Source organism: Mesorhizobium sp. 10J20-29, from assembly GCF_054130485.1.
In genome coordinates this window covers 2,010,423-2,033,640 of the sequence record NZ_CP199156.1, presented here as the reverse complement: position 1 = coordinate 2,033,640, position 23,218 = coordinate 2,010,423, and the positions used below count along the sequence as shown (strand labels likewise).

Sequence of the window (23,218 nt, the reverse complement as noted above, 5' to 3'; positions counted from 1 at the left end):
ATACCCGCAAAGGACACGCCTTGAAACTCTCGCTCAACACCGACTTCACCAAGCTGGCGCGCGCCGTTTCCGTCATCCGCGCCGCCGAGCGCCCGGCCGGAGCCGAGCCCTTCGACCATGCCGAACTCGTCCACGACGAGCGCCATCTGCGCCGCCGCGTCATTCAACTGGCGCAGGGCGAGAAGGTCCTGGTCGACCTGCCCAAAACCATCGTGCTTGCGCATGGCGACCTGCTCGTGCTGGAGGACGGCCGCCAGGCCGAGATCGTTGCCGCGGCCGAAGAGCTTTACGACATCCGGCCGCGCGATGCGCTGCACCTCACGGACCTTGCCTGGCACATCGGCAACCGCCATCTCGCCGCCGCCATCGAGCCCGGCCGCATCCTCATCCTGCGCGACCATGTCATCAAGGCCATGCTCGAAGGGCTCGGGGCCACCGTCGCCGATACGGTCGAGCCATTTTCACCGCTTGCCGGCGCCTATTCCGGGCATGGAACGCATGGCCACGGCGCTCATTCGCATTCGCATGACCACGGCCACCACGATCACGGCGAGCGCGACGCCCATGGACGCCTGCCCGGCGATCCGCATTACGGCCACAGCCATGGCTGAGCAGCGGGCCGGGCTGCTGCGTCTTATAACGTGGCTTTCACCGGTCTTTCCCGTCGGCGGCTTCTCCTACTCGCATGGGCTGGAGCGCGCCGTGCATGACGGACGCGTCGCCGACCGCGACGGACTCGAGGCATGGCTCGGCGCGCTGATCGAGATCGGTTCCGGCTGGAACGACGCGGTGCTGTTTGCCGAGGCATGGCGGCGGGCCGACGCGGGCGAGAAATTCGGCGACCTGGCCGAACTTGCCGAAGCGCTTGCCGGGTCGCTGGAGCGTCACCGCGAAACCACGCTGCAGGGCGCAGCCTTCCTTGCTGCTGCCGCCGGCTGGCCGCATCCGGTCATCGGGAGGCTGCCGGAGACACCAGCCTATTGCATCGCGGTCGGCGCAGTGTCCGGCGCGCATGCCGTGCCGCTTTCCGACGCGCTCGCCGCCTATTTGCAAGCTTTTTGCTCAAATCTCGCCCAGGCGGCGATCCGGCTCTCCGTTACCGGCCAGTCCGGCGCGGTCGCCACAATCGCCACCCTCGAGCCGCGCGTGCTGGCGGTCGCTGCCCGCGCCGCGCAATCCACCCTCGACGGTCTCGGCTCGGCGAGTATACTCTCCGACATCATGGCGATGAATCACGAGACGCAATATTCGAGGCTGTTCCGCACATGATGATGCTGGCGCTGCTGGTGGCGGGCGTGCTGCTGCTCATCGCCGCCCTGCATGTCTACTGGGGCCTCGGCGGCCTGTGGCCGGGTACCGACGCCGCCGATCTCGCAGCCCGCGTCGCGGGCTTTGCCGGCGAACCGTCGCCGCCCTCTGCCATCGCCAGCTTCCTGGTCGCGGCGCTTCTCGTCTATTCGGCCATCGTCGCGCTGGTGCTGGGCGGCCTGATCCAGAGCCCCATACCCTTCTTTTTGCTCGGCCCCTCGGCGCTCACCATCACCCTGGTCTTCGTCGGGCGCGGCATTGCCGGCTACACCTCCGCCTGGCGCCGGCTTAGCCCGGTCGAGCCCTTCGCGCGTCTCGATCGCTATTACTACTCGCCGCTCTGCCTGCTCATCGGCGCCGGCATTTTCACTCTCGGCATCAGGGGATTTTCTGGATGACTTCGCATAACGGGCCGCTTCGCGTCGGCATCGGAGGCCCGGTCGGCTCCGGCAAGACGACGCTCACCGAAAAGCTCTGCAAGGCGCTGCGCGACGAGTTCTCCATCGCCGTCGTCACCAACGACATCTACACGCGCGAGGACGCGCTGATGCTGGCCCGCCTGCAGGCGCTGCCCGAGGACCGAATCATGGGTGTCGAGACCGGCGGCTGCCCGCACACGGCCATCCGCGAGGACGCCTCGATCAACCTGCAGGCGATCGCCGAGATGAACCGCAAGTTCCCCGACCTCGACATCGTCTTCATCGAATCGGGCGGCGACAATCTCGCCGCCACCTTCTCGCCCGATCTCGCCGACCTGACGCTCTACGTGATCTCGGTCTGCCAGGGCGAGGAGATCCCGCGCAAGGGCGGGCCGGGCATCACCCGCTCCGACTTCCTGGTCATCAACAAGAGCGACCTCGCGCCCTATGTGAACGTCAATCTCGATGTCATGGAAAGCGACGCGGCCAGGCAGCGCGGCAAGCGCCCCTTCGGCTTCACCGACCTGTCGCGCGGCAAGGGGCTGGACGCGGTGATCGACTACATCGTCGAGAATGGCGGGTTGCGCATGGCGCGCCCGGCAGCCTAGGCCGTCCCGCTGCCCGCCTTCGCCGTTTCGGCATGTACTGCCGCCGGACCTGCTTCGCCAACCAGCCGCCAGATGGCCACGCTCTGCTCGCGTCCCTTGACGGTGACGTCGCCCAGCGGCTCGAAGCGGAAGCTGGCGCCCGCCGCCTGCACGACATCGCCGCTGACCAGGATCGTGACTGCCTCGTCGCCGATATAGTCGGAGGCCAGCGCTTCGATGCGGGCACAGACATTCACCGTGTCGCCAATCACCGTGTAGTTCATGCGCGTGCGGCCGCCGATATTGCCGACGATCAGCGGCCCGGTATGCAGCGCGATCTTCAGGCGGAACTTCTCGCCCTGCACTTCATGTTCTCTGGCCGAAAGGGCGCTTGCCATGGCCAGCGCGGTCCGGCAGGCGCGCGCCGCGTGGTCCTGGATCGGTTCCGGCGCACCCCAGAAGGCCATCACCGCGTCGCCGATATACTTGTCCAGCGTGCCGTCCTCTGCCTCGATGCAGGCACCCAGCATCTCGAAGTGATCGTTGAGCAGCGCCGCCACGCGGGCCGGCGGCAGGCTTTCAGACAGTGGCGTGAAGCCGACAATGTCGGCAAACATCACCGTCAGCTCAGCCTCGCGTGCGTCGGTGACGGGCCCGCCCGTCACGGTCATCAGCCGCCGCACCAGCTGGTGCGGCACATAGGCCTGAAACCACTTCAGGCCCTGTATCATGCGGTTGAAGGAAACCGCCTGGTCGTCGATCTCGCGGATCATCGAGCCCCGCAGAGGCCGGATCGTGTCGAGTTCCAGGCGCTCGATCTTGCCCGCCGCCGAGGCCACGGCACGCATCGGCCTGGCGATCCGCCGCGCCAGCAGCAATGCCGCTGCCAGCGATACAACCAGCATTCCGATGCTGATGGCGATGGAGCCGATCAGGCGTCTGATCTGCTCGCTCACCGCTTCGACAGGAACGTGGATGCCGATCCGCCACGGCACCGCGCCATAGGCGTTGCTGGTGCGCGACAGGATCAGGTCGCCCGACTCGCGCTGTCCGGTTTCGCGGATATCGAGGTCTTCCCAGCCGCGCAGCTTGACCTTCTCGGCCTGCGAGAAGCCCGCCAGCACGGGATCGCCGATCTCCGTCACCGAGAGCATCGGCCTTTCGGCCGACAGCAGCTTTTCGCGGCTTTCATCCAGCATCGCCGGATGTGCCAGCACGTGGTCGTCGCCGTAGAGCACGAAGGCGGTCAGCCCGTTCTGGTTGAGCTTGCTGACGAAGCGCGACAGGGCCTCGAGCGAGATGCCGGTGGCGACCGAACCGACAACCTCGCCCTTGTTCGCGAGGCGCGAGCCGATGGTGATGTAGGTTTCGTTGTTGAGATGATAGGGCGGCGCCCAGACCATGTCCTTCGATGTCGCAAGACCGGACATGAACGCGGAGAACTGCGGAACGTCGGCTTCGGGATTCTCGGTGACGCCGATACCGCCAGTCTCGGTCCGGTACACCGATACGCCACTATCGTTTCTGCGCCAGAGCACGATGCCACCGAGTTGCGGCGCCGGAGCAAGCGAGCCGCCCAGAACGTCCGTCAGGCGCCGGTTGTCCGTCAGGTCGAGCGAACCGTCGGCGACGCGGCTGCTGATGCCGGCAATCAGGTCGGGGCCGGGCTGAAGGTGGTCGGCGACCGCCCGCTCGAGCGCCGAAATTGTCAGCTCCGCGCGCTGCCTGGTCAGTTCGAGCGTGTTCTTGATGCTGGCCGAAGCCGAAATGACGAGCACCGTGCCGGTGGCGACCGCCGTAAGGCCCCCCAGCGCGATCATCAGGATGATGGTTATTCGAAACCGCATGTCGTTGCGGGCGAGTCTTACAGCCATTCGTGGCCGTTAGAAAGCCGATGCGCCAACCACCGCGGATTGGCGGTCCACCGCGCAAAGGGGGCTGCATCCCGCGGGGGAACCGGCTAGTGTGCGGCAAGTCCATCCACAGCCAGAGAGACTGCCATGTCCATTGCCCGCTTGCAGCAGCCGCCCCAGACCAACCTGCCCCATTACGAGGAGCGCGTCGATCTCGCGGCAGCCTTCCGCTGGACGGTCCGGCTCAACATGCACGAGGCGGTGGCAAACCATTTCTCGCTCGCCGTCAACGACGACGGCACGCAGTTCCTGATGAACCCCAACCAGGTGCATTTCTCGCGCATCAAGGCGAGCGACCTGCTCCTGATCGACGCCAACGATCCCGAGACGTTGACCGGGCCGAACGCGCCTGACCCGACTGCCTGGGGCCTGCACGGCGCCATCCACCGCCGTGTGCCGCATGCGCGCTGCGTCATGCATGTGCATTCCATCCATGCCACCGTGCTTGCCATCATGGCTGACTCGAAGCTGCCGCCGGTCGACCAGAATTCGGCGATGTTCTTCAATCGCCAGGTCGTCGACGAGAATTACGGCGGCCTCGCCTTCGAGGAAGAGGGCGAGCGCTGCGCCACGCTCTTCACGGACCCGAAGCAGAAGGTCATGATCATGGGCAATCACGGCGTCATGGTCATCGGCGACAGCGTCGCAGACACGTTCAACCGCATGTTCTATTTCGAGCGCGCCGCCGAGACCTACGTCAAGGCGCTGTGGACGGGCCAGAAGCTGCGCGTCCTGTCTGACGCCATCGCCGAGAAGACGGCCGCCGAGATGGACGACTATCCGGGTCAGGCCGAGCGGCACCTCGCCGAGCTGAAGCTGATCCTCGACGAGCAGGAACCCGCCTACCGGCACTGAAGCTCGCCCGCTCGCGATGCGCCGCTGCGGCTCCGCGGCGGCGCTTTTTCACGCCTTGAAACCGGCTTTCGACCATCACCGCGTCGCACGGCCTGTCGCCTTGCGCCGTCGCGGCGACAAGGCCCGCGCCTCATGCCCTCGCGTCATATTGTAAGAATTGCATGTCATCCGTCGAAAACACGCATTTGTGAGACTGCGGTAACGGTTTGTTGTCAGTGACCGCTTAGGCCTCAACTCAAGTGTTATGCGTAGGAGAAGGCGACATGACGTCTGCCTGGGCCCAGTTGCTCGCGAATTTCGCGGTCGTGGCGATGTTCGTCTCGGTCTGGATCCATACCCATGTGTGGGTCGACCGGCTCGGCGAGCGGACAAGTTCCGCCGCCTTCGGGCTCCTCATGGGCATGGCCGCCATCGTTGTGATGAGCCTGCCGGTCAAACTCATGCCGGGAGTCATGATCGACCTGCGCTTTGTCACCATCGCATTGTCGGGCCTGTTCGGCGGACCTGTCGCGGGGCTGATCACCGGCGTCATGGCCGGCGCCTTCCGAATTCACGAAGGCGGCGCCGGCGCGTTTGCCGGCACGCTCTCTGTTCTCGCGGCGATGATCGTCACCACAGCTGGCCACCAGTTGCTGCGGGGCCGCCCGCCAATGCGGCGCGACATATTGATCATCGCGGCGGCGGTCGCCATCGCATCGCGTATCGGCCTGGTCGTGCTGCCGTGGCACATCGTCGAAGCCTATATGAAGACGGCTGCCCTGCCCTCGGCAGTTCTCGACTTTGGAACGATCGTGCTTGTCGGCCTTGCGTTGTACCAGGAGCGCCGGCGCATTGAAGCGCTGCAGTCCAAGCGCATCTACAAACTCGTCGTCGACGCCCTGCCTGACTGTCTGAACGTCAAGGACCTGCAGGGGCGCTTCATCCTCGCCAATCCGGCGACTGCCGACCTGATGCAGGCCGAGGAAACCGAGGCGCTGATCGGCAAGTCCGACTTCGACTTCTACCCGGAGGCGGTGGCGCGTGAGTTCAAGCAGGTCGACATGGCGGCCCTGATGGCCAGCAAGTCGATCAACATCGAGCAGCGCTTCACGCGTGCCGACGGCGTCGATACTTGGCTGTCGAGCATGAAGACGCCGCTTACGGACTATCATGGCAAGGTGGTCGGTCTGATCACCCACAACCGCGACATCACCCGCGGCAAGAAACTGGAAAGCGAGCTCGCCCAAAGCCGCGCGCAGCTCAGCTACGCGCTGACGCACATGGCAGACGGCCTGGTGCTTTACGACAGCTCGCGGCGCCTGTTGCTGTGCAACGAACAATATCGCTCGATGTTTCCGAAGACCGCGCATCTGCGGGTTCCGGGCGCGATGCAACGCGACATACTGCGTGCTGCCGCTGAGACCGGCGAGATCGTCATGCCTGCCGACCGGATCGAGGCCTGGATCGAAGACATTGTCGACGCCAACCGTGTCGGCAACCAGCAGATCCAGCTGGGCGATGGCCGCTGGCTGGACGTCCGGGCGCGGCCGACCGACGATGGTGGCAGGCTCAGCGTCTTTTCTGACATCACCAGCGCTAAGACGGCGGAGTCGGAACTGCTGGCGGCGAACGAAAAGCTCAACCATCTTGCGCACCGCGACGGTTTGACCGACCTGTCGACACGGCGCGCATTCGATGATGCGATCGAGCGGGAATTCTCGCGCAGCAGGCGCTCCGGCAGCCCGCTCAGCCTGCTCCTTATCGATGTCGATTTCTTCAAGCTCTACAACGACCAGTACGGCCATCCTGCCGGAGACGAGTGCCTGCGCATCGTCAGCCGTTGTATCGAGACCACCGCGCGGCGTCCGAGCGATCTGGCAGCCCGCTACGGCGGCGAGGAATTCGCGGTGATCCTGCCCGACACCGATGCCCGCGGCGCCTTCGTCATAGCAGAGGCGCTGAAGTCGGCGGTGCGCGCGCTGAAGGTCCCGCACGAAGCCAGCCAGAAGAAGCATCTCACCGTCAGCATCGGCGTGTCGACCTTTGACGGCGATGGCGCGGCCTCTGTAGGCCAGTTGGTGCGGCGCGCCGACGAGGCGCTCTACGGCGCCAAGGCGGCTGGTCGCGACCGGGTGCATGGCTGGCGTCCCTACGCAGGGCACGATGTTGCGATGGCGCAGGGCGGCTGACCGCACCCTCTTGCGGGTCAACCGCTTCGGGCGCGCTCTAACCGGCCAACGAGTACTTCGCAGAGCAGGCGCGGGCGCCGGCTCCGGACCGGATCAGTCCAGTCCGAGAAGCCTTCTGACGTCCTCGGCCGTCTCGGCGTGCAGGGCGTCGCGCGGCCCGGCGGTAGGCCGCTCAGGCCAGAAGATCGTCTTCATGCCGGCCGCCAGTCCCGCCGTCGCGCCCGTTACGCTGTCTTCCATGACGAAGGTCTCGGCCGGGTCGACTTCGGTCAGCCAGGCGGCGCGCAGGAAAGGCTCCGGGTGCGGCTTGCCCTCGCGCACGTCGTTGCGGCTAACCGTCTTCATGCCCGGCTCGACGATGCCGACGGCGCCGAGATTAGCGTCGATGATCAGCCGGTCGGAATTCGACACCACCGCCTGCACCACGCCGGCGCGCTGCAGGTCGCGAAAGATCTCCAGCGCTCCCGGCCGCGGCCTCAGCGTCACGGCGTGCAGCAGGTAGAAATCGTACTTGCGCCGGATCCAGTCGTCGAAGGGCAGCTTCAGTCCGAGGTCGCGCCGCATCATGTCGTAGACCGGCTGCGCAGCCTGCCCGAGTACCCGCTCGTGCAGGTCGGCCGGCGGTTCGATGCCGACGCTCTCGAGTGCGGCCGACAGGGCCTGATCGTGCAGCGGCTCGCTGTCGACCAGCGTTCCGTCCATGTCCCAGTAGACCGCCTTCGGCTTCATGCGGAGCTCCTTTTCGACGAGTCCTAGAGGTTTCGGTGCGCGAGATAAACCGCGATGCGACCGGCGGCGGCGGTCGCGCACAGATAGGTCCGGTCAAGCAAGGGGAGGACGTCGGCAGCGGCACGGGCATTTGCCCGGGCAATAGAGAATTGCGCATCAGGCCATTCCCTGCAACACTCCAAGCGGGTCCCCGCGAAAAGCTGGCCCCGCAGCAGAAGGGGTGCGCATGAGTTTACGGCAGGAAGGCGGCAATCCGCGGCTCGATGAGGCAGCGCGCGCCGGTTGGCTCTATTACGTCGCCGGCAACACCCAGGACCAGATCGCCGGCAAGCTCGGCGTGTCGCGCCAGACGGCCCAGCGGCTTGTCTCGCTCGCGGTGTCTGAGGGGTTGATCAAGGTGCGCGTCGACCATCCCATCGCCAATTGCCTGGAACTCGCGCGGCGCCTGACCACGCGCTTCGCGCTCGACCTTGCCGAGGTCGTGCCGAGCAGCGGCGATTCGTCGTCGACCACCATCGGCATCGCGGAAGCGGCTGCCAGCGAGATCGAGCGCTGGCTGCGCTCGACCGAGCCGATCGTCATGGCGATCGGTACCGGGCGTACGCTCAAAGCGGCCATCGAGCAGCTGGCGCCGATGGATTGCCCGCAGCACAAGGTCGTGTCTCTCACCGGCAACATCGCGCCCGACGGCTCGGCCGCCTTCTACAACGTCATCTTCACCATGGCCGACCGCATCAAGGCGCGATCCTTTCCGATGCCGCTGCCGGTCATCTCGTCCTCGGCGGAGGAGCGCGCCATGCTGCACAGCCAGCCGATGATCCAGCCGACGCTGGCGCTCGCCGCGCGCGCCGACGTCACCTTCGTGGGCATCGGCGACCTCGGACCCAAGGCGCCGCTTTACGAGGACGGCTTCATCACCGAGGCTGAACTCAAGGCCCTGCAGAAGGCCGGCGGCGTCGCCGAGATCGTGGGCTGGGTGTTCGACCGCGACGGCCGACTCATCGAGGACGTCATCAACGACCGCGTGGCGTCGGCGCCGCTGCCCTCGCGCGAGCGCTCGCTGGTCGTCGCGCTGGCGATGGGCGAGAAGAAGCTGCCCGGCATCCTCGCCGCGGTGACGCGCCGGCTCGTCAACGGGCTGATCACTGACGAGCAGACTGCCGAAGCGCTGCTCGCGGCGGCCTGACGCGGCAAAGTCGGCGTCGCGGAGATCTCTGAACGCCGCGGCTACGGGCTGACCAGCGCCTTCAGCTTCGTGTTCGCTCGCCATGTCGGACAGCTGCCGTTCCAATACGGCCTGGAGCAGGCGCGCGTCAGTTGTCCGCCGGCGTTGGCAGACGCCTGCGCGTCGCTGGCCACCGCCCGTCTTCAGTGACCGCCGAAGTGTCCGATGATCGCCTCGGCTACCAGTGCCGGATTCTCCCAATGCACATTATGGCCGCACTGCTCGGCCTCGACGAACCCTGCCGCCGGAATGGTCGCGCGAAGCCGTTCCTGATGCGTCCTGTCGAATAGCGGGTCGCGACCGCCGCTAATGATCAGCGTCCTTGCGCGCACCTTTCGCACGCGCTCCGTCAGGTCGGCGCGCCGAACCTCGTCGAAGATGCTGCGCCAGCTGACGGCCGGCATGGCAGAAGCCTCCTCGGCCGTCCTGGCCAAGAAGTCGGGCGCAACCGGAACCTCGCAGGCATGCCAGAAATCATAGAATGGATCGGTCGGTGAAATCGGATCCTGCAGGGCAAGAACGCCGATCGCCACAGCGTCCTCATCGGTTACGTCGACCCGCAGCGTCGTCGCCAGGAGTACCAGCCCGTCCACAAGATCAGGACGCCCGGCCGCCAGCTCGATGGCGATCATGCCGCCCATCGAATGGCCGACGACGATCGGCCTGTCGAGATCCAGCGCCTCGATCAGGCGGGCGACGTCGACCGCGAAATCCTTCGGCCTCACCCCGCCAGTACTGTTGGTTGAATCGCCATGTCCCGGCAGGTCCGGAATGAGAAGGCGCCGACCTGCAAGGTGCGGCGCCAGCAGGGAGAAGCTGCGGCTCGTGTCGGTAAACCCGTGGATCAGCAGCAGCGCAGGTTCGCTGCCTGTAATCTCCACATAGGCGATTTCGGCACCTCCGATAGCGACCGTTTCCTTTCGCCCGCTCCAACCCTGCTGATCGGCAGGGGTCACAGCCCGAGCTTTTCCTTCACCGCTTCCAGGCCGGGCTTGCCATCGAATGTCTCGACGCCCGCCAACCAACCATCGAGCCTGTCGGGATTGGCCTTGATGGCCTTTACACCCGCCTCGGCGGGCTTCATCCCGTCATTGATCAGGTAACCCATGCCGACGTTCTCGAAGTCGATGTCAAAGGTGAGGTTCTGCAGCAGCCGGGCGGCATTCGGGCACGCCTCGGCGTAACCCTTGCGAGCCTGCGTGCTGACGGTCGCCGCGCCGAAATCGGGGCCGAAATATTTGTCGCCGCCGGTCAGGTACCTGAAGTCGTACATGGCGTTCATCGGATGCGGCGCCCATCCCTGGAAGACCACGAACTTCTCTTCCTTGATCTTGTAGCCGACCTCCGACAGCATCCCCGCCTCGCTGGATTCCACGACTTTCCAGTCCTTCAGGCCGAGATCGGCGATCGCGTCGAGCATCAGCTGGTTGGAGCCGGGCTCGATGCCGTACATCTTGCGATCGAACTCGTCGGCGAACTTGTCGAGATCCTTGAAGTCCTTGACGCCGGCCTCCCATGCGTAGGTCGGCACCGCAAACGTGTATTTTGCGCCGGTGAGATTTACGCCAATGGTCTCGACCGAACCGTCCTGCTTGTACGGGTCGAAATAGGTGACCATTGCGGGGTCCCAGTAGCCGAGAAAGACGTCCAGATCGCTGTTCTTCATACCTTCGTAGATGACGTTGATGCCAAGCACATCGCTCTTGGCCTCATAGCCGAGAGCATTGAACAGGACGTCTGCCACTCCCGTGGTGAAAGCAAGATCGTTCCAGCCCGGCTCGGCCATGCGAACAACGCGGCATTCGGCTGGGTCTCCGGCATGGGCGGCCTGAACCGAGCAGGCAGCAAGCACGATGCAGCTCGCGACAATGCGATGGATAGGCTTCATTTCGGAACACTCCCCTTCTTTTGTTGACCCATTGTCTTGGACATTGACCAGCGGGTCAATAGTTGATCTCACAAGCCTAAGCTGACACGTTGCGCCGACCAATTTCGGGGAAGCAGACCGTGAACCTCACGCGCCTCAGTGACATCCGCCGCAAGGAGCTGCGTCAGGCGGCATTTGAAGTTTTGCAGCGAGAGGGGATAGCGGGCGCCACGATCGAGAAGGTCGCTGCACAGGCCGGTGCCTCGAAGGGAATCGTGCTCCACTACTTCAAGAGCAAGCGCGAATTGTTCGAACACGCCATGCGCGAGTCGAATGCCGTGTTGCGCCACGTCGTCGTGGCGCGGTTGAACCGGGCGCGGACCCCGATGGAGCGCATCGATGCCGTCATCGAGGGCAATTTCGAGCCGCACCTGTTTCGCCCGCCGCTCGGCCATGCCTGGCTGTCTCTGTGCGCCGAGGTACCGCGCGACGACAAGCTCCGGCGCATCCAGACTGTCATTCACGCGCGCATGCGCTCCAACCTCCTGTCGGGCCTGCGCCACATCGTCCCGGCGGCAGACGCGCAGGACATTGCCTTCGGGGTCACCGCGATGATCGACGGCCTGTGGCTCAGGCTTGGTCTCCAGCCTGACGGCATCCCGCGCGACTACGCGCTGAAGCAGGTCAAAGACTATGTTTCCGCAAGACTTGCCCAACTTGTCTGACGGGACGCCTCCGGCCAGGCAAGCCCCGTGCGGAGATGCGCATTCGTCGCCGCTGGACCGGTGACACTACCTGCCTCGAGTGGCCTCGTTCACCCCGACCGATGCCGGAGCGCGCCGTGCCGCACGGCCAGCCGATGATGAATGCGTAGAAATCTAACCTCCTGCGTCAGCCGCCCTTAACGTTTGGCGATCATGGTGCCGGTCCGGCGGGACGCACAAGGCGACCCGCCTTGCTCGATTGATGCCGGAGGACCATAGCCATGACCCGAACCAGGAACTTCCTCGTCGCAGCATTATGCGGCGTTGCGCTCGGCGCCCTCCCGCTCGACCTGCCGGATGGTTTTTCGGGCGATGGCAGCGCCTGGGCCAAGGGCAATGGCGGCGGCAACGGGGGCGGTGGCGGCGGCGGCAATGGTGGCGGCAATGGCGGCGGTAACGGTGGGGGCAACGGCGGCGGCAAGGGCGGCGGCAACGCCGGCGGCGGCGGCAAGAGCGCCGGCAAATCCTCAAGCAGCTCGGCCTCCAAGTCGAATTCGGCCAAGACCAGCACGACGAAGACCGCCAGCACGGCCAAGACGAACAAGGGCGCGGCAAAATCCGCAGCCAAGCAGCAGGTCGCGGCGGTCGCCAAGGAAAAGAACATTCACGCGCAACTTGGCGCACTCAACTCGCTGAACCGCAACATCAACGCCTATCTCAACGCCAAGAGCCCGCGCTTCGCGGCGGTGCAGTCCTTCGTCGTCGCCTCGGCGCAATACGAGATCGCGCTCGACAAGGTCGAGGCGGCCAACACCGCGGCCGCTGCCGAGCAGGAAAAGCTCGATGCGCTCAACGCCGAGCTCGGCACGCTGTCGGCGATGACCGAAGAAGCCGTGGCAGGGCTGACCGAAGAGGAGCAGGCCGAGCGCACCAGCCGCATGTCGGCGCTCGAAGCCGAGATCGGCGAGCAGGCAGCCGCGGTCGAAACCGCCAGCCAGGCCGCGACCGAGGCCCAGGCCGCGGCCGAAACGGCAGCAGTCGGAACGGACGACGCGTCGCTGCAGGCGGCGCTGGAGGCGATGTCGAACAAGACGGTCAACGAGGCGGTCGTCTCGTGGTCGAAGGAAGTCCTCGGCGTCGGCACCGCCGTGGGCAAGATCGACGAGATGAAGAGCGTGCTCGAGGCGCAGGCCGTGGACCCGCAGGAGACAGCGGCCGTGGACACGGAAGAGACACCCGAGACCGACACGGATCTCGACGCCGGCGAGCTCGAGGAGGCTCCCGAACCCGCCCTCTGACCGGCAGGAAAGGGGGGCGGCGAAGCCACCAGCGCCGAGCTCGGCGGACGCGACATGCTGGCGAGCCGCTACATGTCGATCGTGCGCTGACAGCGAGCCGCGCGTTACGCCGCCGTTTCGGCTTCCACCATGACCGCGGCAAAAGCGGCGTCCTGCGGCACCACCCGCACATTGTGCGGACGGGTGCTGCCCCGGATGGCGATCTCGCGCGTCTCGTAGGCCGACATGTCGATGCCCGACAGCATCGCCGCATCGTCCGAAATGACGATCGAGGCATCGAACTCCTTGGCCGCCGACTCCAGCCGGCTGGCGATGTTGACCGTGTCGCCGATCGCGGTCACGCCCATCACGCCGCCATAACCCATGGCGCCGACAATTGCCGGGCCGGCATGGATGCCGATGGCGACCCTCAGGGGCGCCGGGATCTCGGCGGCCAGCTCTTCGCTCAAATGCGCCAGGTCGGCGATGATGGCGGCCGAGGCCGCGAGCGCCTGGCGGCAGGCCTCCTGCTTGGTCGTGCCGAGGCCAAACAGCGCCATGGCGCCGTCGCCTATGAATTTGTCGAGCTGGCCGCCCGACTGTTCCACCGCCTTGCCGACAACGGCGAAATAGCGGTTGAGCAGGAAGACGATGTCATAGGGCAGGCGGTGATCGGCCAGCGCGGTAAAGCTTCTTATGTCGCAGAACAGCACGGCGATCTCCTGTTCCCGGCCGGGCGTCGCCTGGCGGCCGCCGACGGGAAGAGCCCGCTCGGTGCCGGCGGCAAGCAGGGGTATGACGGTCAGGTCGTGCACCGGGCGGAACTGGCAGGCCAGCCTCACGTCCGGCCCGGCATTGATACGCATCAGCGTCAGTTCCTCGACCGAGCCCGCCACGGGCTGGCCCTCCATCCCCTTCGTCACGTGGATGCGGCAGGTCGAGCAGCGGCCGCGGCCGCCGCACACCGAATAATGCGGCACGCCGCCGATGCGGCTCGCCTCGAGCACGCTGTGTCCCTTGGGCAGGCGAACCGTCTGGCCGCTCTCGTAGCGGATCTCGACGAGACTGCTCCTCTCGCGCTTGCTGCGCAGCCCCCGCAGGACGAACAGGCCGACAATCAGCGAGGCGAAGAACGCGTAGGCCACGTCGACAAGCATGTGGACGGTCTCGATTGCGCCGGGGATCAGAGACTGGTCGATGCCGTCGGGCAGCGGCTGCTGCTCCATCAGCGCGACGAGCTGGCCGGCATGGGCGAAGGCAAGCAGCGAGACGACCGGCACCAGGACTGCGGCGATCAGGAACCAGGGCGCGGCGGTCGGATACCAGCGGCGGTAGCGCAGCCAGAAATGCAGCCCGAGGCAGCCATGCGCCCAGACCACGACCAGCGCGATGGCCTGGGCGAGCCCGACGCCGGGATTGGTGACCCACAGCACGCGTACGACGAACTCATATGTGTCGGGAACCTCGGTCAGCTCGTGGAAGACGCGCGTGCCCATGACATGCAGGGCCAGAAGCAGCGGGATGGCGAGGCCGGCCGCCACCTGGGCGGCTTCGCGTAACGGCATCACGAGGCTGCGCCTGCGGTAAAGGCTGCGCAGCACCAATGCGACATGCACCGCCACCGCGCCGTAGAGCGCGACAGTGCCCACCGGGTTGCGCCAGATGGCGAGGAACCACAGACGCCCGGCCTCCGCTGCCTCGAGCGAGATCAGGTTGAGCGACAGATTGCCGAAATGCATGATGATGAACACCATCATCACCAGCCCGGAGCCCAGCCTGGCGTTGCGCAGCATGCGCTCCGACCACCATGACGCCGCGGCAGTGGCGGCCGGTCTCTGCGGAGGAATCTTCTGGGCCTTCGGCGTCGAACTATCCATTGCGCCAGATTGGCAGGGCGGCGCGCTTGCGACAATGCCCGAGGGACAGGTCGCCTGTTGACAGTCCGTCGCCGACGTTGCCGCCGCCTCGCCCCGCTGCTCCTGCAGACCTTCCGCAAGGGCCGTTCACCCCCATCCATGCTGCGGTGCAGCATCGAATGACGGTTGACTTAAGGGCTATCTGGTGAATAATTGCTCACAACCAAGGCAAATGCTCACTTGGTATTAATGGGAGGAATTCTGAATGAAACTGAACACGCTCATATTGGGTCTGTGCTCCGCGAGCCTGCTCGCTGTCGCCGCGCACGCCGAATCGATCACCATCGCCACCGTCAACAATGGCGACATGATCCGCATGCAGAAGCTGACGGACGACTTCACGTCGAAGAACCCCGGCATCGAACTCAACTGGGTCACGCTTGAGGAAAACGTCCTGCGCGAACGCGTCACCACCGACATCGCCACCAAAGGCGGCCAGTACGACGTGATGACCATCGGTACCTATGAAGTGCCGATCTGGGCGAAGCAGAACTGGCTGCTGCCGCTCGACAATCTCGGCGCCGACTACGACGCTGACGACATCATCCCGGCGATCGCCGGCGGCCTGTCGGTTGACGGCAAGCTCTATGCCGCCCCCTTCTACGGCGAGAGCTCCTTCATCATGTACCGCAAGGATTTGATGGAGAAGGCGGGGCTCACCATGCCCGACGCGCCGACCTGGGAGTTCGTCGCCGACGCGGCGCGCAAGATGACCGACCGCGACAACGACATCAATGGCATCTGCCTGCGCGGCAAGGCCGGCTGGGGCGAGAACATGGCCTTCCTGACGGCCACATCCAATTCCTTCGGCGCGCGCTGGTTCGACGAGAACTGGAAGCCGCAGTTCGACCAGCCCGAGTGGAAGAACACGCTGCAGTTCTATGTCGACCTGATGAACGACGCGGGTCCGGCCGGTGCTTCCTCGAACGGCTTCAACGAGAACCTGGCGCTGTTCCAGCAGGGCAAGTGCGGCATGTGGATCGACGCCACCGTGGCGGCGTCGTTCGTGTCGAACCCGAAGGACTCCACCGTCGCCGACAAGGTGAGCTACGCCCTGGCGCCCGACACGGGTCTCGGCAAGCGCGGCAACTGGCTGTGGGCATGGTCGCTCGGCATTCCGGCCGGATCGCAGAAGGCCGATGCGGCGCAGAAGTTCGTTGCTTGGGCAACCAGCAAGGAATATCTGGCCCTCGTCGCGGAGAAGGAAGGCTGGGCCAACGTACCCCCCGGCACCCGCACCTCGCTCTACGAGAACCCGAAGTACCAGGAGGCAGCGCCCTTCGCCAAGATGACCCTCGACTCCATCAACGCGGCTGACCCGACCAAGCCGACCGTCAAGCCGGTTCCCTATGTCGGCGTGCAGTTCGTCGCCATCCCCGAGTTCCAGGGCCTGGGCACCACCGTTGGCCAGCTCTTCTCGGCGGCCCTTGCCGGCCAGATGTCGGTCGACGATGCGCTGAAGCAGGCGCAGGACGTCGCTACCGCCACCATGACCGAAGGCGGCTACATCCAGTAAGGCAACCTCCCGGTGCCTTGGTCGTCCGGCCCCTGCCGGGCGACCACCCTACGCGGTCGCGGAAAATGAGCTTGCCCCTGCGCTAAGGCGCGGCATGCTGCGGGCCGTGAAGAACACAAGATCTGACCATATCAAGCATGTTCCGTCCGGCTGAGGACTGACTCTGGTGACCGGACCGGGGAGGGATCGTTATGGCTACTCGACAGACTCAGACACTCGCCCGCTTCATGCTGGCCCCGTCGGTCATCATGCTGCTGGTCTGGATGGTCATCCCGCTCGGCATCACCCTGTGGTTTTCCTTCCAGCAGTACAATCCGCTCAACCCGATCCGCGACGGCTTCGTCGGCTTCGACAACTATGCGCTGTTCTACGCGAACCCGGCCTTCCTGCAGTCGATCCTCAACACGCTGATCCTCGTCGGCAGCGTGCTCGCCATCACCGTCATCGGCGGCATCATGCTGGCGCTGCTGCTCGACCAGCCGATGTGGGGCCAAGGCGTCGTGCGCATCCTGGTCATCTCGCCCTTCTTCGTCATGCCGCCGGTGGCCGCCCTGGTGTGGAAGAACATGATCATGCACCCGGGCTACGGCGTCTTTGCCGACATATCCCGCTTCTTCGGGCTGCAACCGATCGACTGGTTCGCACAATATCCGCTGTTTTCCATCATCCTGATCGTCGCCTGGCAATGGCTGCCCTTCGCGACGCTGATCCTGCTCACCTCGCTGCAGTCGCTTGATGGCGAGCAGAAGGAAGCCGCCGAGATGGACGGGGCCGGCTTCGTCAGCCGCTTCATCTATCTGACGCTGCCCCATCTGGCGCGGGGCATCACCGTCGTCATCCTGATCCAGACGATCTTCCTGCTCGCCGTCTATGCCGAGATCCTGGTCACGACCAATGGCGGCCCGGGCTACGCGTCTACCAACCTGCCCTTCCTCGTTTACCAGAAAGCCTCGCTGGAGTTCAAAATCGGCCAGGCATCCGCGGGCGGCATCATCGCCGTCATCCTCGCCAACATCGTCGCCATCTTCCTGATGCGCGCCGTCGGCAAGAACCTCGACAAGTAGGACGGAGGAGAAAAACCATGGCCCGCGCAGTCAGCAATCAGCACAAGACCATCGTCACGGCAGCCGCCTGGATCGTCGCATTCCTGATCTTCTTCCCGATCCTCTACACCATCATCACCTCGTTCAAATCCGAGACCGAGGCGATCGCCGGCTTCAACCTCATCCCGTCGGGCACGATGGAGAGCTACGAGGAGGTGCAGAGCCAGTACAACTACTTCAAGCCGTTCATGAACTCGGTGATCCTGGCACTCGGCTCGACGCTCCTGGCGCTTCTCATCGCAGTGCCCGCGGCCTGGTCGATGGCCTTTTCTCCGACGCGCCGGACCAAGGACATCCTGATGTGGATGCTGTCGACCAAGATGATGCCGGCAGTCGCCGTGCTCTTCCCGATGTACCTGATCTTCCGCGACCTTGGCCTGCTCGACTCGCGCCTCGGCCTCACCGTCATGCTGACCATGATCAACCTGCCGATCGTGGTGTGGATGCTCTACACCTATTTCCGCGAGATCCCGGGCGAGATCCTGGAAGCCGCCCGCATGGACGGCGCCTCGCTGTGGAACGAGATCATCCACGTGCTGACACCGATGGCGGTGCCCGGTATCGCATCAACCATGCTTCTCAACATCATCCTGGCCTGGAACGAGGCCTTCTGGACGATCCGGCTGACGGCCATCGACGCCGCGCCGCTGACCGCCTTCATCAGCTCGTTCTCGAGCCCGCAGGGCCTGTTCTGGGCCAAGCTGTCGGCCGCTTCGACGCTCGCCATCGCACCGATCCTCATCATGGGCTGGTTCAGCCAGAAGCAGCTGGTGCGCGGCCTGACATTCGGTGCCGTCAAGTGACGCGCCGGCCTTTCGATCGACACTGGACCTACGTCCCCCGGGGGAGGAAATAATGGGAAACATCACGCTCAACAACGTGTCGAAGTCCTTCGGGGCGACGGTCATCATTCCGGGCCTCGACCTGACCATCGAGGATGGCGAGTTCGTGGTCTTCGTCGGCCCCTCCGGCTGCGGCAAGTCCACGCTGCTCAGGCTGATCGCCGGGCTGGAGGACACATCCGGCGGCTCGATCTCGATCGACGGGCGCGACGTCACCGGCGAGGCGCCGGCCAAGCGCAAGCTCGCCATGGTGTTCCAGTCCTACGCGCTCTATCCGCACATGACGGTCGCCAAGAACATCGCTTTTCCGCTCAAGATGGCGGGCGAGGACCAGGCGACCATCGACAAGAAGGTCGGCGACGCCGCCAAGGTGCTCAACCTCACCAACTATCTCGACCGGCGGCCCGGCCAGCTCTCGGGCGGCCAGCGGCAGCGCGTCGCCATCGGCCGCGCCATCGTGCGCCAGCCTTCGGCCTTCCTGTTCGACGAGCCGCTGTCCAACCTCGATGCCGCGCTGCGCGGCACGATGCGGCTGGAGATCAGCGAGCTGCACAACCAGCTCAAGACCACGATGATCTACGTCACCCACGACCAGGTCGAGGCGATGACCATGGCCGACAAGATCGTCGTGCTCAACGCCGGCAATATCGAGCAGGTCGGCTCGCCGATGGACCTCTATAAGAACCCGAAGAACCTCTTCGTTGCCGGCTTCATCGGCTCGCCCAAGATGAACCTGATCGAAGGCGCACCCGCCACGAAGCACAAGGCGCACACGATCGGCATCCGTCCCGAGCACCTCGCGATCTCGAAGACCGAGGGCGAGTGGAAGGCGACCGTCGGCGTCGCCGAGCATCTGGGCTCCGACACCTTCCTGCACGTGCAGTCCGACGTCGGCCCGCTCACCGTGCGCGGCGACGGCGAGATCGCTGCCCGTCACGGCGACACGATCTACCTGACGCCGGACTCCAGCAAGCTTCACCGCTTCGGCGCCGATGGAATGGCGCTCTGATTGGAAGACCTGTCATGCCCGTAACCCTGTCGCTCAAGACGCTCACCGACCTGCCCGAAACCGTCGGCAGGCCCGGCTACAGCCGCGATGGGCTGAGGCCGGGGATCGTGCATTTCGGCGTCGGCAATTTCCACCGCTCGCACCAGGCCGTCTATCTCGACGACCTGTTCAACACCGGCGAAGGGCATGACTGGGCACTGGTCGGCGCCGGCGTCTTCGACGGCGAAAAGGCCGGCCGCGCCAGCCTCGAGGCGCAGGACTGGCTGACCACCGTGGTCGAGCAGGATGCCGGCCACAGGCAGGCGCGCGTCACCGGCGTGATGATCGACTTCCTGACGCCCGGCGACACGCAGGCCATCATCGACCAGCTCGCCGATCCCCGGATCCGCATCGTCTCGATGACCATCACCGAGGGCGGCTATTTCATCGACGCGGCGTCGGGAAAATTCAACCCGACGCATCCCGACATCGTCGCCGACGCGCATAATATGTCGGCGCCCAGGACCGTGTTCGGGCTGATCCTCGCCGGGCTGATGCGCCGGCGCGACGAGGAGGGCGTCCCCTTCACGGTGATGTCCTGCGACAACATTCCCCATAACGGCCATGTCGCGGCCGACGCCGTCATCGGGCTCGCCCGTCTGGTCGACGAGGACCTCGCCACCTGGGTTTCGGAGCACGTTGCCTTTCCGAACGGCATGGTCGACCGCATCACGCCCGCCACCAGCGAGCGCGAGCGCCAGATCCTCGAGCGCGAATTCGGCGTCAGGGACAACTGGCCGGTATTCTGCGAGCCTTTCAAGCAATGGGTGCTGGAGGACCGCTTCACCGACGGGCGGCCGGCGCTGGAAAAGGTCGGCGTCCAGTTCGTCACGGACGTCGCGCCCTTCGAGCTGATGAAGATCCGCATTCTCAACGGCGGCCACGCGGTGATCGCCTATCCGGCCGGCCTGATGGATATCCACTTCGTGCACGAGGCGATGGAAGAGCCGCTGGTGCGCGGCTTCCTGCAGAAGATCGAGGAAGACGAGATCATTCCGACGGTGCCGCCGGTGCCGGGCGTCGTGCTCGCCGACTACGCTGCCGAGGTCGTCGGCCGCTTCTCCAACCCGACGATCGGCGACACGGTCAGGCGGCTCTGCCTCGATGGCTCCAACCGGCAGCCGAAATTCATCATCCCGACCATCGCCGACCGACTAAAGGCCGGCAAGGGCATCGACGGCCTGGCGCTCGAATCCGCACTCTGGTGCCGTTACTGCTTCGGCACTACCGATTCCGGCGCCGTCATCGAGGCGAACGATCCCAACTGGGAGCGCATGCTGGCGATGGCCAGTGCTGCCCGCACCGACCCCGGCGCCTGGCTCGCCATGGCCGACATCTACGGCGACGTCGGCAAGTCACGCGTCTTTGCCGATGCCTTCGCCCGCCATCTCGCCGCGCTCTGGGCCAACGGCGCACGCGCCACGCTCCAGGCCTATCTCAACGGCACTGCCTGAGGCCGGTCCGCTTGTCAGTGCAGCAACCTCCTCGCCTCGTCATCTTCGACTGCGACGGCGTGCTGGTCGATAGCGAGCCGATCTCGATTGCCGTTCTGCTCGACATGATCGGTCGGGCCGGCGGCAGCGTCAGCGAGGAAGAGGCCTACCGCCATTTCCTCGGCCGCAGCATGGCGACCGTGCGCGAAGTGCTGCGCGACGAGTTCGCCCTGGAGCTCACCGACCCGCAGCTCGGCGAGATGCGGACCGAACTGATGCGCCGCTTCCGCAGCCAGCTCAGGCCGGTCGAGGGCATTGCCGAAACGCTGGCGCGGCTGAGCGTCGCGAGCTGCGTCGCCTCCTCGGGAAGCCTGGACCGCATCAGGCTTTCACTTGGCATCACGGGACTGCTGGAAATGCTCGAGCCGCGTCTGTACAGTGCAGGCATGGTGAGGAGAGGCAAACCGGCCCCGGATCTGTTTTTGCACGCGGCGCGCGCCATGAACGTGGCCGCCGGCGACTGTCTCGTCATCGAGGACAGCCCGGCCGGCATCGATGCCGCGCACAGCGCCGGAATGCGCGTTTTCGCCTTCACCGGCGCCTCGCATGCCGGACATGCCGCGCTCGTGGCGGAACTCGCCAAGCGGCGTCCCGACCGCACCTTCGACGATATGCGGCAGCTGCCGGAAATGCTCGCAGGCCTGAGGTGACGGCGGTGCATGTCTGCGCCGTAGACGTCGGCACGGGCAGTGCGCGCGCCGGCATCGTCGACCGCACCGGCCGCATGCTCGGGCGGGCCGAGCACCCGATCGCCATGAACCGCCCCAAGCCAGACCATGCCGAACACGATTCGGAGGATATCTGGGCCGCCGTCTGTCATGCTGTCAGGTCGGCACTGGAGAATTCCGGCGTTCCAGCCGAGAGCGTCGCCGGCATCAGCTTCGACGCCACCTGCTCGCTCGTCGTGCGCAATGTCGATGGCGGTCAGGTCAGTGTCTCGACCACCGGCGAGAAGCGCTGGGACACGATCGTCTGGCTCGACCACCGGGCACTCGCCGAGGCAGACGAATGCACCGCCAGCGGCCACCGCGTGCTCGACTATCTCGGCGGCGTCATGTCGCCGGAAATGGCGACGCCCAAGCTGATGTGGCTGAAGCGGCATCTGCCCGCGAGCTGGAACGAAGCCGGCTATCTTTTCGACCTGACCGACTTTCTGACCTGCCGGGCCTCCGGCTCCATCGAGCGCTCGCAATGCACGCTCACCTGCAAATGGACCTATCTCGCGCATGAAAAGCCAGGCTGGCAGCAGGACTTTTTCGCCAAGGTCCGCCTCGAGGACATGCTGGAGCGCGGGCAGCTGCCCGGCCGCGCCAAGCCGGTCGGCTTCGACCTCGGGCCGCTCACCGCCCAGTCGGCGCGCGACCTCGGCCTGACCGAAAGCTGCCGCGTCGCGACGGGCGTCATCGACGCCTATGCCGGCGCGCTCGGCGTGCTCGGCGGTTTTGCCAGCGATCCGGACGGGCTCGAGCATCACCTCGCGCTGATTGCCGGCACGTCGAGCTGCGTCATGGCAATGTCGTCGGAGTCGCGCTCCTTCCCTGGCGGCTGGGGCCCCTATTTCGGCGCCGCACTGCCCGGCATCTGGATCAGCGAGGGAGGCCAGTCGGTCACCGGCGCGCTGCTCGACCACATCGTCCGGCTGCACGGCGCCGGCGGCAACCCGACGCCGGAGCGCCACCGCGCCATCGTCGAGCGCATCATGCAGTTGCGCGAGGAGGAGGGCCTCGACCTCGCCGGCCGCCTGCACGTTCTGCCCGACTTCCACGGCAACCGCTCGCCGCTCGCCGACCCGCACGCGCTCGGCGTCATCTCGGGCCTGACGCTCGACGCCTCCTTCGACAGCCTGTGCCGGCTCTACTGGCGCACCTGCGTGTCGATCGCGCTCGGCATCCGCCACATCCTCGAGACGCTCAACGCCTGCGGTTTCGTCATCGATACGCTGCACGTCACCGGCGGTCACACCAAGAACCCGCTGCTGATGGAACTCTATGCCGACGCCGTCGGCTGTACCGTCGTCCAGCCCGTCGCCGACGATGCCGTGCTTGCCGGCACCGCCATGGTGGCCGCGACCGGTGCGGGGCTCTATCCCGACCTGGCCAGCGCCTGCGCGGCCATGCGGCAGCACGGTCGCAAGCGTGCGCCAGACCCGGCGGCATGGCCGCGCTTCGACCGCGATTTCCGCGTCTTTCTCGAGATGCACAAGCAGCGCCAGAAGCTCGACGCCATCAGGTAGCGCCGCGTCACTCCC

At 65.6% G+C, this 23,218-nt stretch carries 21 protein-coding genes; 16 read left to right on the top strand and 5 right to left on the bottom strand.

The features are described from left to right. Positions 1-20 precede the first annotated feature (20 nt). Genes ureE through ureG form a run of 4 tightly spaced genes read left to right on the top strand, consistent with a single transcriptional unit; the run spans position 21 to position 2,335 of the window. The gene (gene ureE / locus ACT2BZ_RS09715; protein ID WP_457940740.1) at positions 21-611 is read left to right on the top strand and encodes an urease accessory protein UreE; all 591 of its coding nucleotides are present in this window, start codon (positions 21-23) and stop codon (positions 609-611) included. Then, complete coding sequence (locus ACT2BZ_RS09710; RefSeq protein ID WP_457940739.1) at positions 604-1,269, top strand: urease accessory protein UreF; 666 nt, start codon at positions 604-606, stop codon at positions 1,267-1,269. The genes ureE and ACT2BZ_RS09710 overlap by 8 nt, the downstream gene beginning before the upstream one ends. Next, positions 1,266-1,706 carry a DUF3995 domain-containing protein gene (locus tag ACT2BZ_RS09705; protein WP_457940738.1) on the top strand — a complete coding sequence of 147 codons (441 nt, stop codon included), beginning with the start codon at positions 1,266-1,268 and terminating at the stop codon, positions 1,704-1,706. The genes ACT2BZ_RS09710 and ACT2BZ_RS09705 overlap by 4 nt, the downstream gene beginning before the upstream one ends. Further along, complete coding sequence (gene ureG / locus ACT2BZ_RS09700; RefSeq protein ID WP_457940737.1) at positions 1,703-2,335, top strand: urease accessory protein UreG; 633 nt, start codon at positions 1,703-1,705, stop codon at positions 2,333-2,335. Before ACT2BZ_RS09705 ends, ureG begins: the two co-directional genes overlap by 4 nt. On the opposite strand, the gene ACT2BZ_RS09695 is transcribed toward ureG, so the two are convergent. Further along, positions 2,332-4,188 carry an adenylate/guanylate cyclase domain-containing protein gene (locus ACT2BZ_RS09695; protein ID WP_457940736.1) on the bottom strand — a complete coding sequence of 619 codons (1,857 nt, stop codon included), beginning with the start codon at positions 4,186-4,188 and terminating at the stop codon, positions 2,332-2,334. The two genes, ureG and ACT2BZ_RS09695, sit on opposite strands and share 4 nt — an antisense overlap. A 126-nt stretch (positions 4,189-4,314) precedes the next feature. Between ACT2BZ_RS09695 and ACT2BZ_RS09690 the strand changes: the two genes are divergently transcribed. Then, positions 4,315-5,082, top strand: a complete 768-nt coding sequence (locus tag ACT2BZ_RS09690) for a class II aldolase and adducin N-terminal domain-containing protein (protein WP_457940735.1) — start codon at positions 4,315-4,317, stop codon at positions 5,080-5,082. A gap of 263 nt (positions 5,083-5,345) precedes the next feature. After that, the gene (locus ACT2BZ_RS09685) at positions 5,346-7,250 is read left to right on the top strand and encodes a diguanylate cyclase (protein WP_457940734.1); all 1,905 of its coding nucleotides are present in this window, start codon (positions 5,346-5,348) and stop codon (positions 7,248-7,250) included. 93 nt (positions 7,251-7,343) lie between these two features. On the opposite strand, the gene ACT2BZ_RS09680 is transcribed toward ACT2BZ_RS09685, so the two are convergent. Further along, positions 7,344-7,979, bottom strand: coding sequence for an HAD family hydrolase (locus ACT2BZ_RS09680; RefSeq protein WP_457940733.1), 636 nt, complete (start codon positions 7,977-7,979; stop codon positions 7,344-7,346). A gap of 226 nt (positions 7,980-8,205) precedes the next feature. Between ACT2BZ_RS09680 and ACT2BZ_RS09675 the strand changes: the two genes are divergently transcribed. Beyond that, positions 8,206-9,165: a sugar-binding transcriptional regulator gene (locus ACT2BZ_RS09675; RefSeq protein ID WP_457940732.1), complete on the top strand. Its 960-nt coding sequence runs from the start codon at positions 8,206-8,208 to the stop codon at positions 9,163-9,165. Positions 9,166-9,347: 182 nt separating this feature from the next. On the opposite strand, the gene ACT2BZ_RS09670 is transcribed toward ACT2BZ_RS09675, so the two are convergent. Both ACT2BZ_RS09670 and choX read right to left on the bottom strand, forming a co-directional pair. Next, entirely contained in the window at positions 9,348-10,160 is an 813-nt protein-coding gene (locus tag ACT2BZ_RS09670; RefSeq protein ID WP_457940731.1) for an alpha/beta fold hydrolase, read from the bottom strand. Beyond that, complete coding sequence (gene choX, locus ACT2BZ_RS09665) at positions 10,157-11,092, bottom strand: choline ABC transporter substrate-binding protein (RefSeq protein ID WP_457940729.1); 936 nt, start codon at positions 11,090-11,092, stop codon at positions 10,157-10,159. The genes ACT2BZ_RS09670 and choX overlap by 4 nt, the downstream gene beginning before the upstream one ends. A 119-nt stretch (positions 11,093-11,211) precedes the next feature. Between choX and betI the strand changes: the two genes are divergently transcribed. Both betI and ACT2BZ_RS09655 read left to right on the top strand, forming a co-directional pair. Beyond that, complete coding sequence (gene betI, locus ACT2BZ_RS09660; RefSeq protein ID WP_457940727.1) at positions 11,212-11,796, top strand: choline-binding transcriptional repressor BetI; 585 nt, start codon at positions 11,212-11,214, stop codon at positions 11,794-11,796. A 260-nt stretch (positions 11,797-12,056) separates the two neighbouring features. After that, positions 12,057-13,073, top strand: coding sequence for a hypothetical protein (locus ACT2BZ_RS09655; RefSeq protein WP_457940726.1), 1,017 nt, complete (start codon positions 12,057-12,059; stop codon positions 13,071-13,073). Positions 13,074-13,177: 104 nt separating this feature from the next. Here ACT2BZ_RS09655 and ACT2BZ_RS09650 read toward each other — a convergent pair whose 3' ends face one another. Continuing rightward, a complete protein-coding gene (locus ACT2BZ_RS09650; protein ID WP_457940725.1) occupies positions 13,178-14,845 on the bottom strand; it encodes an adenylate/guanylate cyclase domain-containing protein in 1,668 nt (555 codons plus the stop codon). A 328-nt stretch (positions 14,846-15,173) separates the two neighbouring features. On the opposite strand from ACT2BZ_RS09650, the gene ACT2BZ_RS09645 reads away from it, so the two are divergent. From ACT2BZ_RS09645 to ACT2BZ_RS09615, 7 genes are all read left to right on the top strand, one after another. Beyond that, a complete protein-coding gene (locus tag ACT2BZ_RS09645) occupies positions 15,174-16,484 on the top strand; it encodes an ABC transporter substrate-binding protein (RefSeq protein WP_457940724.1) in 1,311 nt (436 codons plus the stop codon). Positions 16,485-16,675: 191 nt separating this feature from the next. After that, a complete protein-coding gene (locus ACT2BZ_RS09640; RefSeq protein ID WP_457940723.1) occupies positions 16,676-17,548 on the top strand; it encodes a carbohydrate ABC transporter permease in 873 nt (290 codons plus the stop codon). Positions 17,549-17,565: 17 nt separating this feature from the next. Next, complete coding sequence (locus ACT2BZ_RS09635; RefSeq protein WP_457940721.1) at positions 17,566-18,390, top strand: carbohydrate ABC transporter permease; 825 nt, start codon at positions 17,566-17,568, stop codon at positions 18,388-18,390. Between the two features lie 52 nt (positions 18,391-18,442). Continuing rightward, complete coding sequence (locus ACT2BZ_RS09630; RefSeq protein ID WP_457940720.1) at positions 18,443-19,438, top strand: ABC transporter ATP-binding protein; 996 nt, start codon at positions 18,443-18,445, stop codon at positions 19,436-19,438. A 14-nt stretch (positions 19,439-19,452) separates the two neighbouring features. Beyond that, the gene (locus ACT2BZ_RS09625; protein ID WP_457940719.1) at positions 19,453-20,931 is read left to right on the top strand and encodes a mannitol dehydrogenase family protein; all 1,479 of its coding nucleotides are present in this window, start codon (positions 19,453-19,455) and stop codon (positions 20,929-20,931) included. A 17-nt stretch (positions 20,932-20,948) separates the two neighbouring features. After that, the gene (locus ACT2BZ_RS09620) at positions 20,949-21,620 is read left to right on the top strand and encodes an HAD family hydrolase (protein WP_457940718.1); all 672 of its coding nucleotides are present in this window, start codon (positions 20,949-20,951) and stop codon (positions 21,618-21,620) included. After that, positions 21,617-23,203 carry an FGGY-family carbohydrate kinase gene (locus ACT2BZ_RS09615; protein ID WP_457940717.1) on the top strand — a complete coding sequence of 529 codons (1,587 nt, stop codon included), beginning with the start codon at positions 21,617-21,619 and terminating at the stop codon, positions 23,201-23,203. The genes ACT2BZ_RS09620 and ACT2BZ_RS09615 overlap by 4 nt, the downstream gene beginning before the upstream one ends. Positions 23,204-23,218 lie beyond the last annotated feature (15 nt).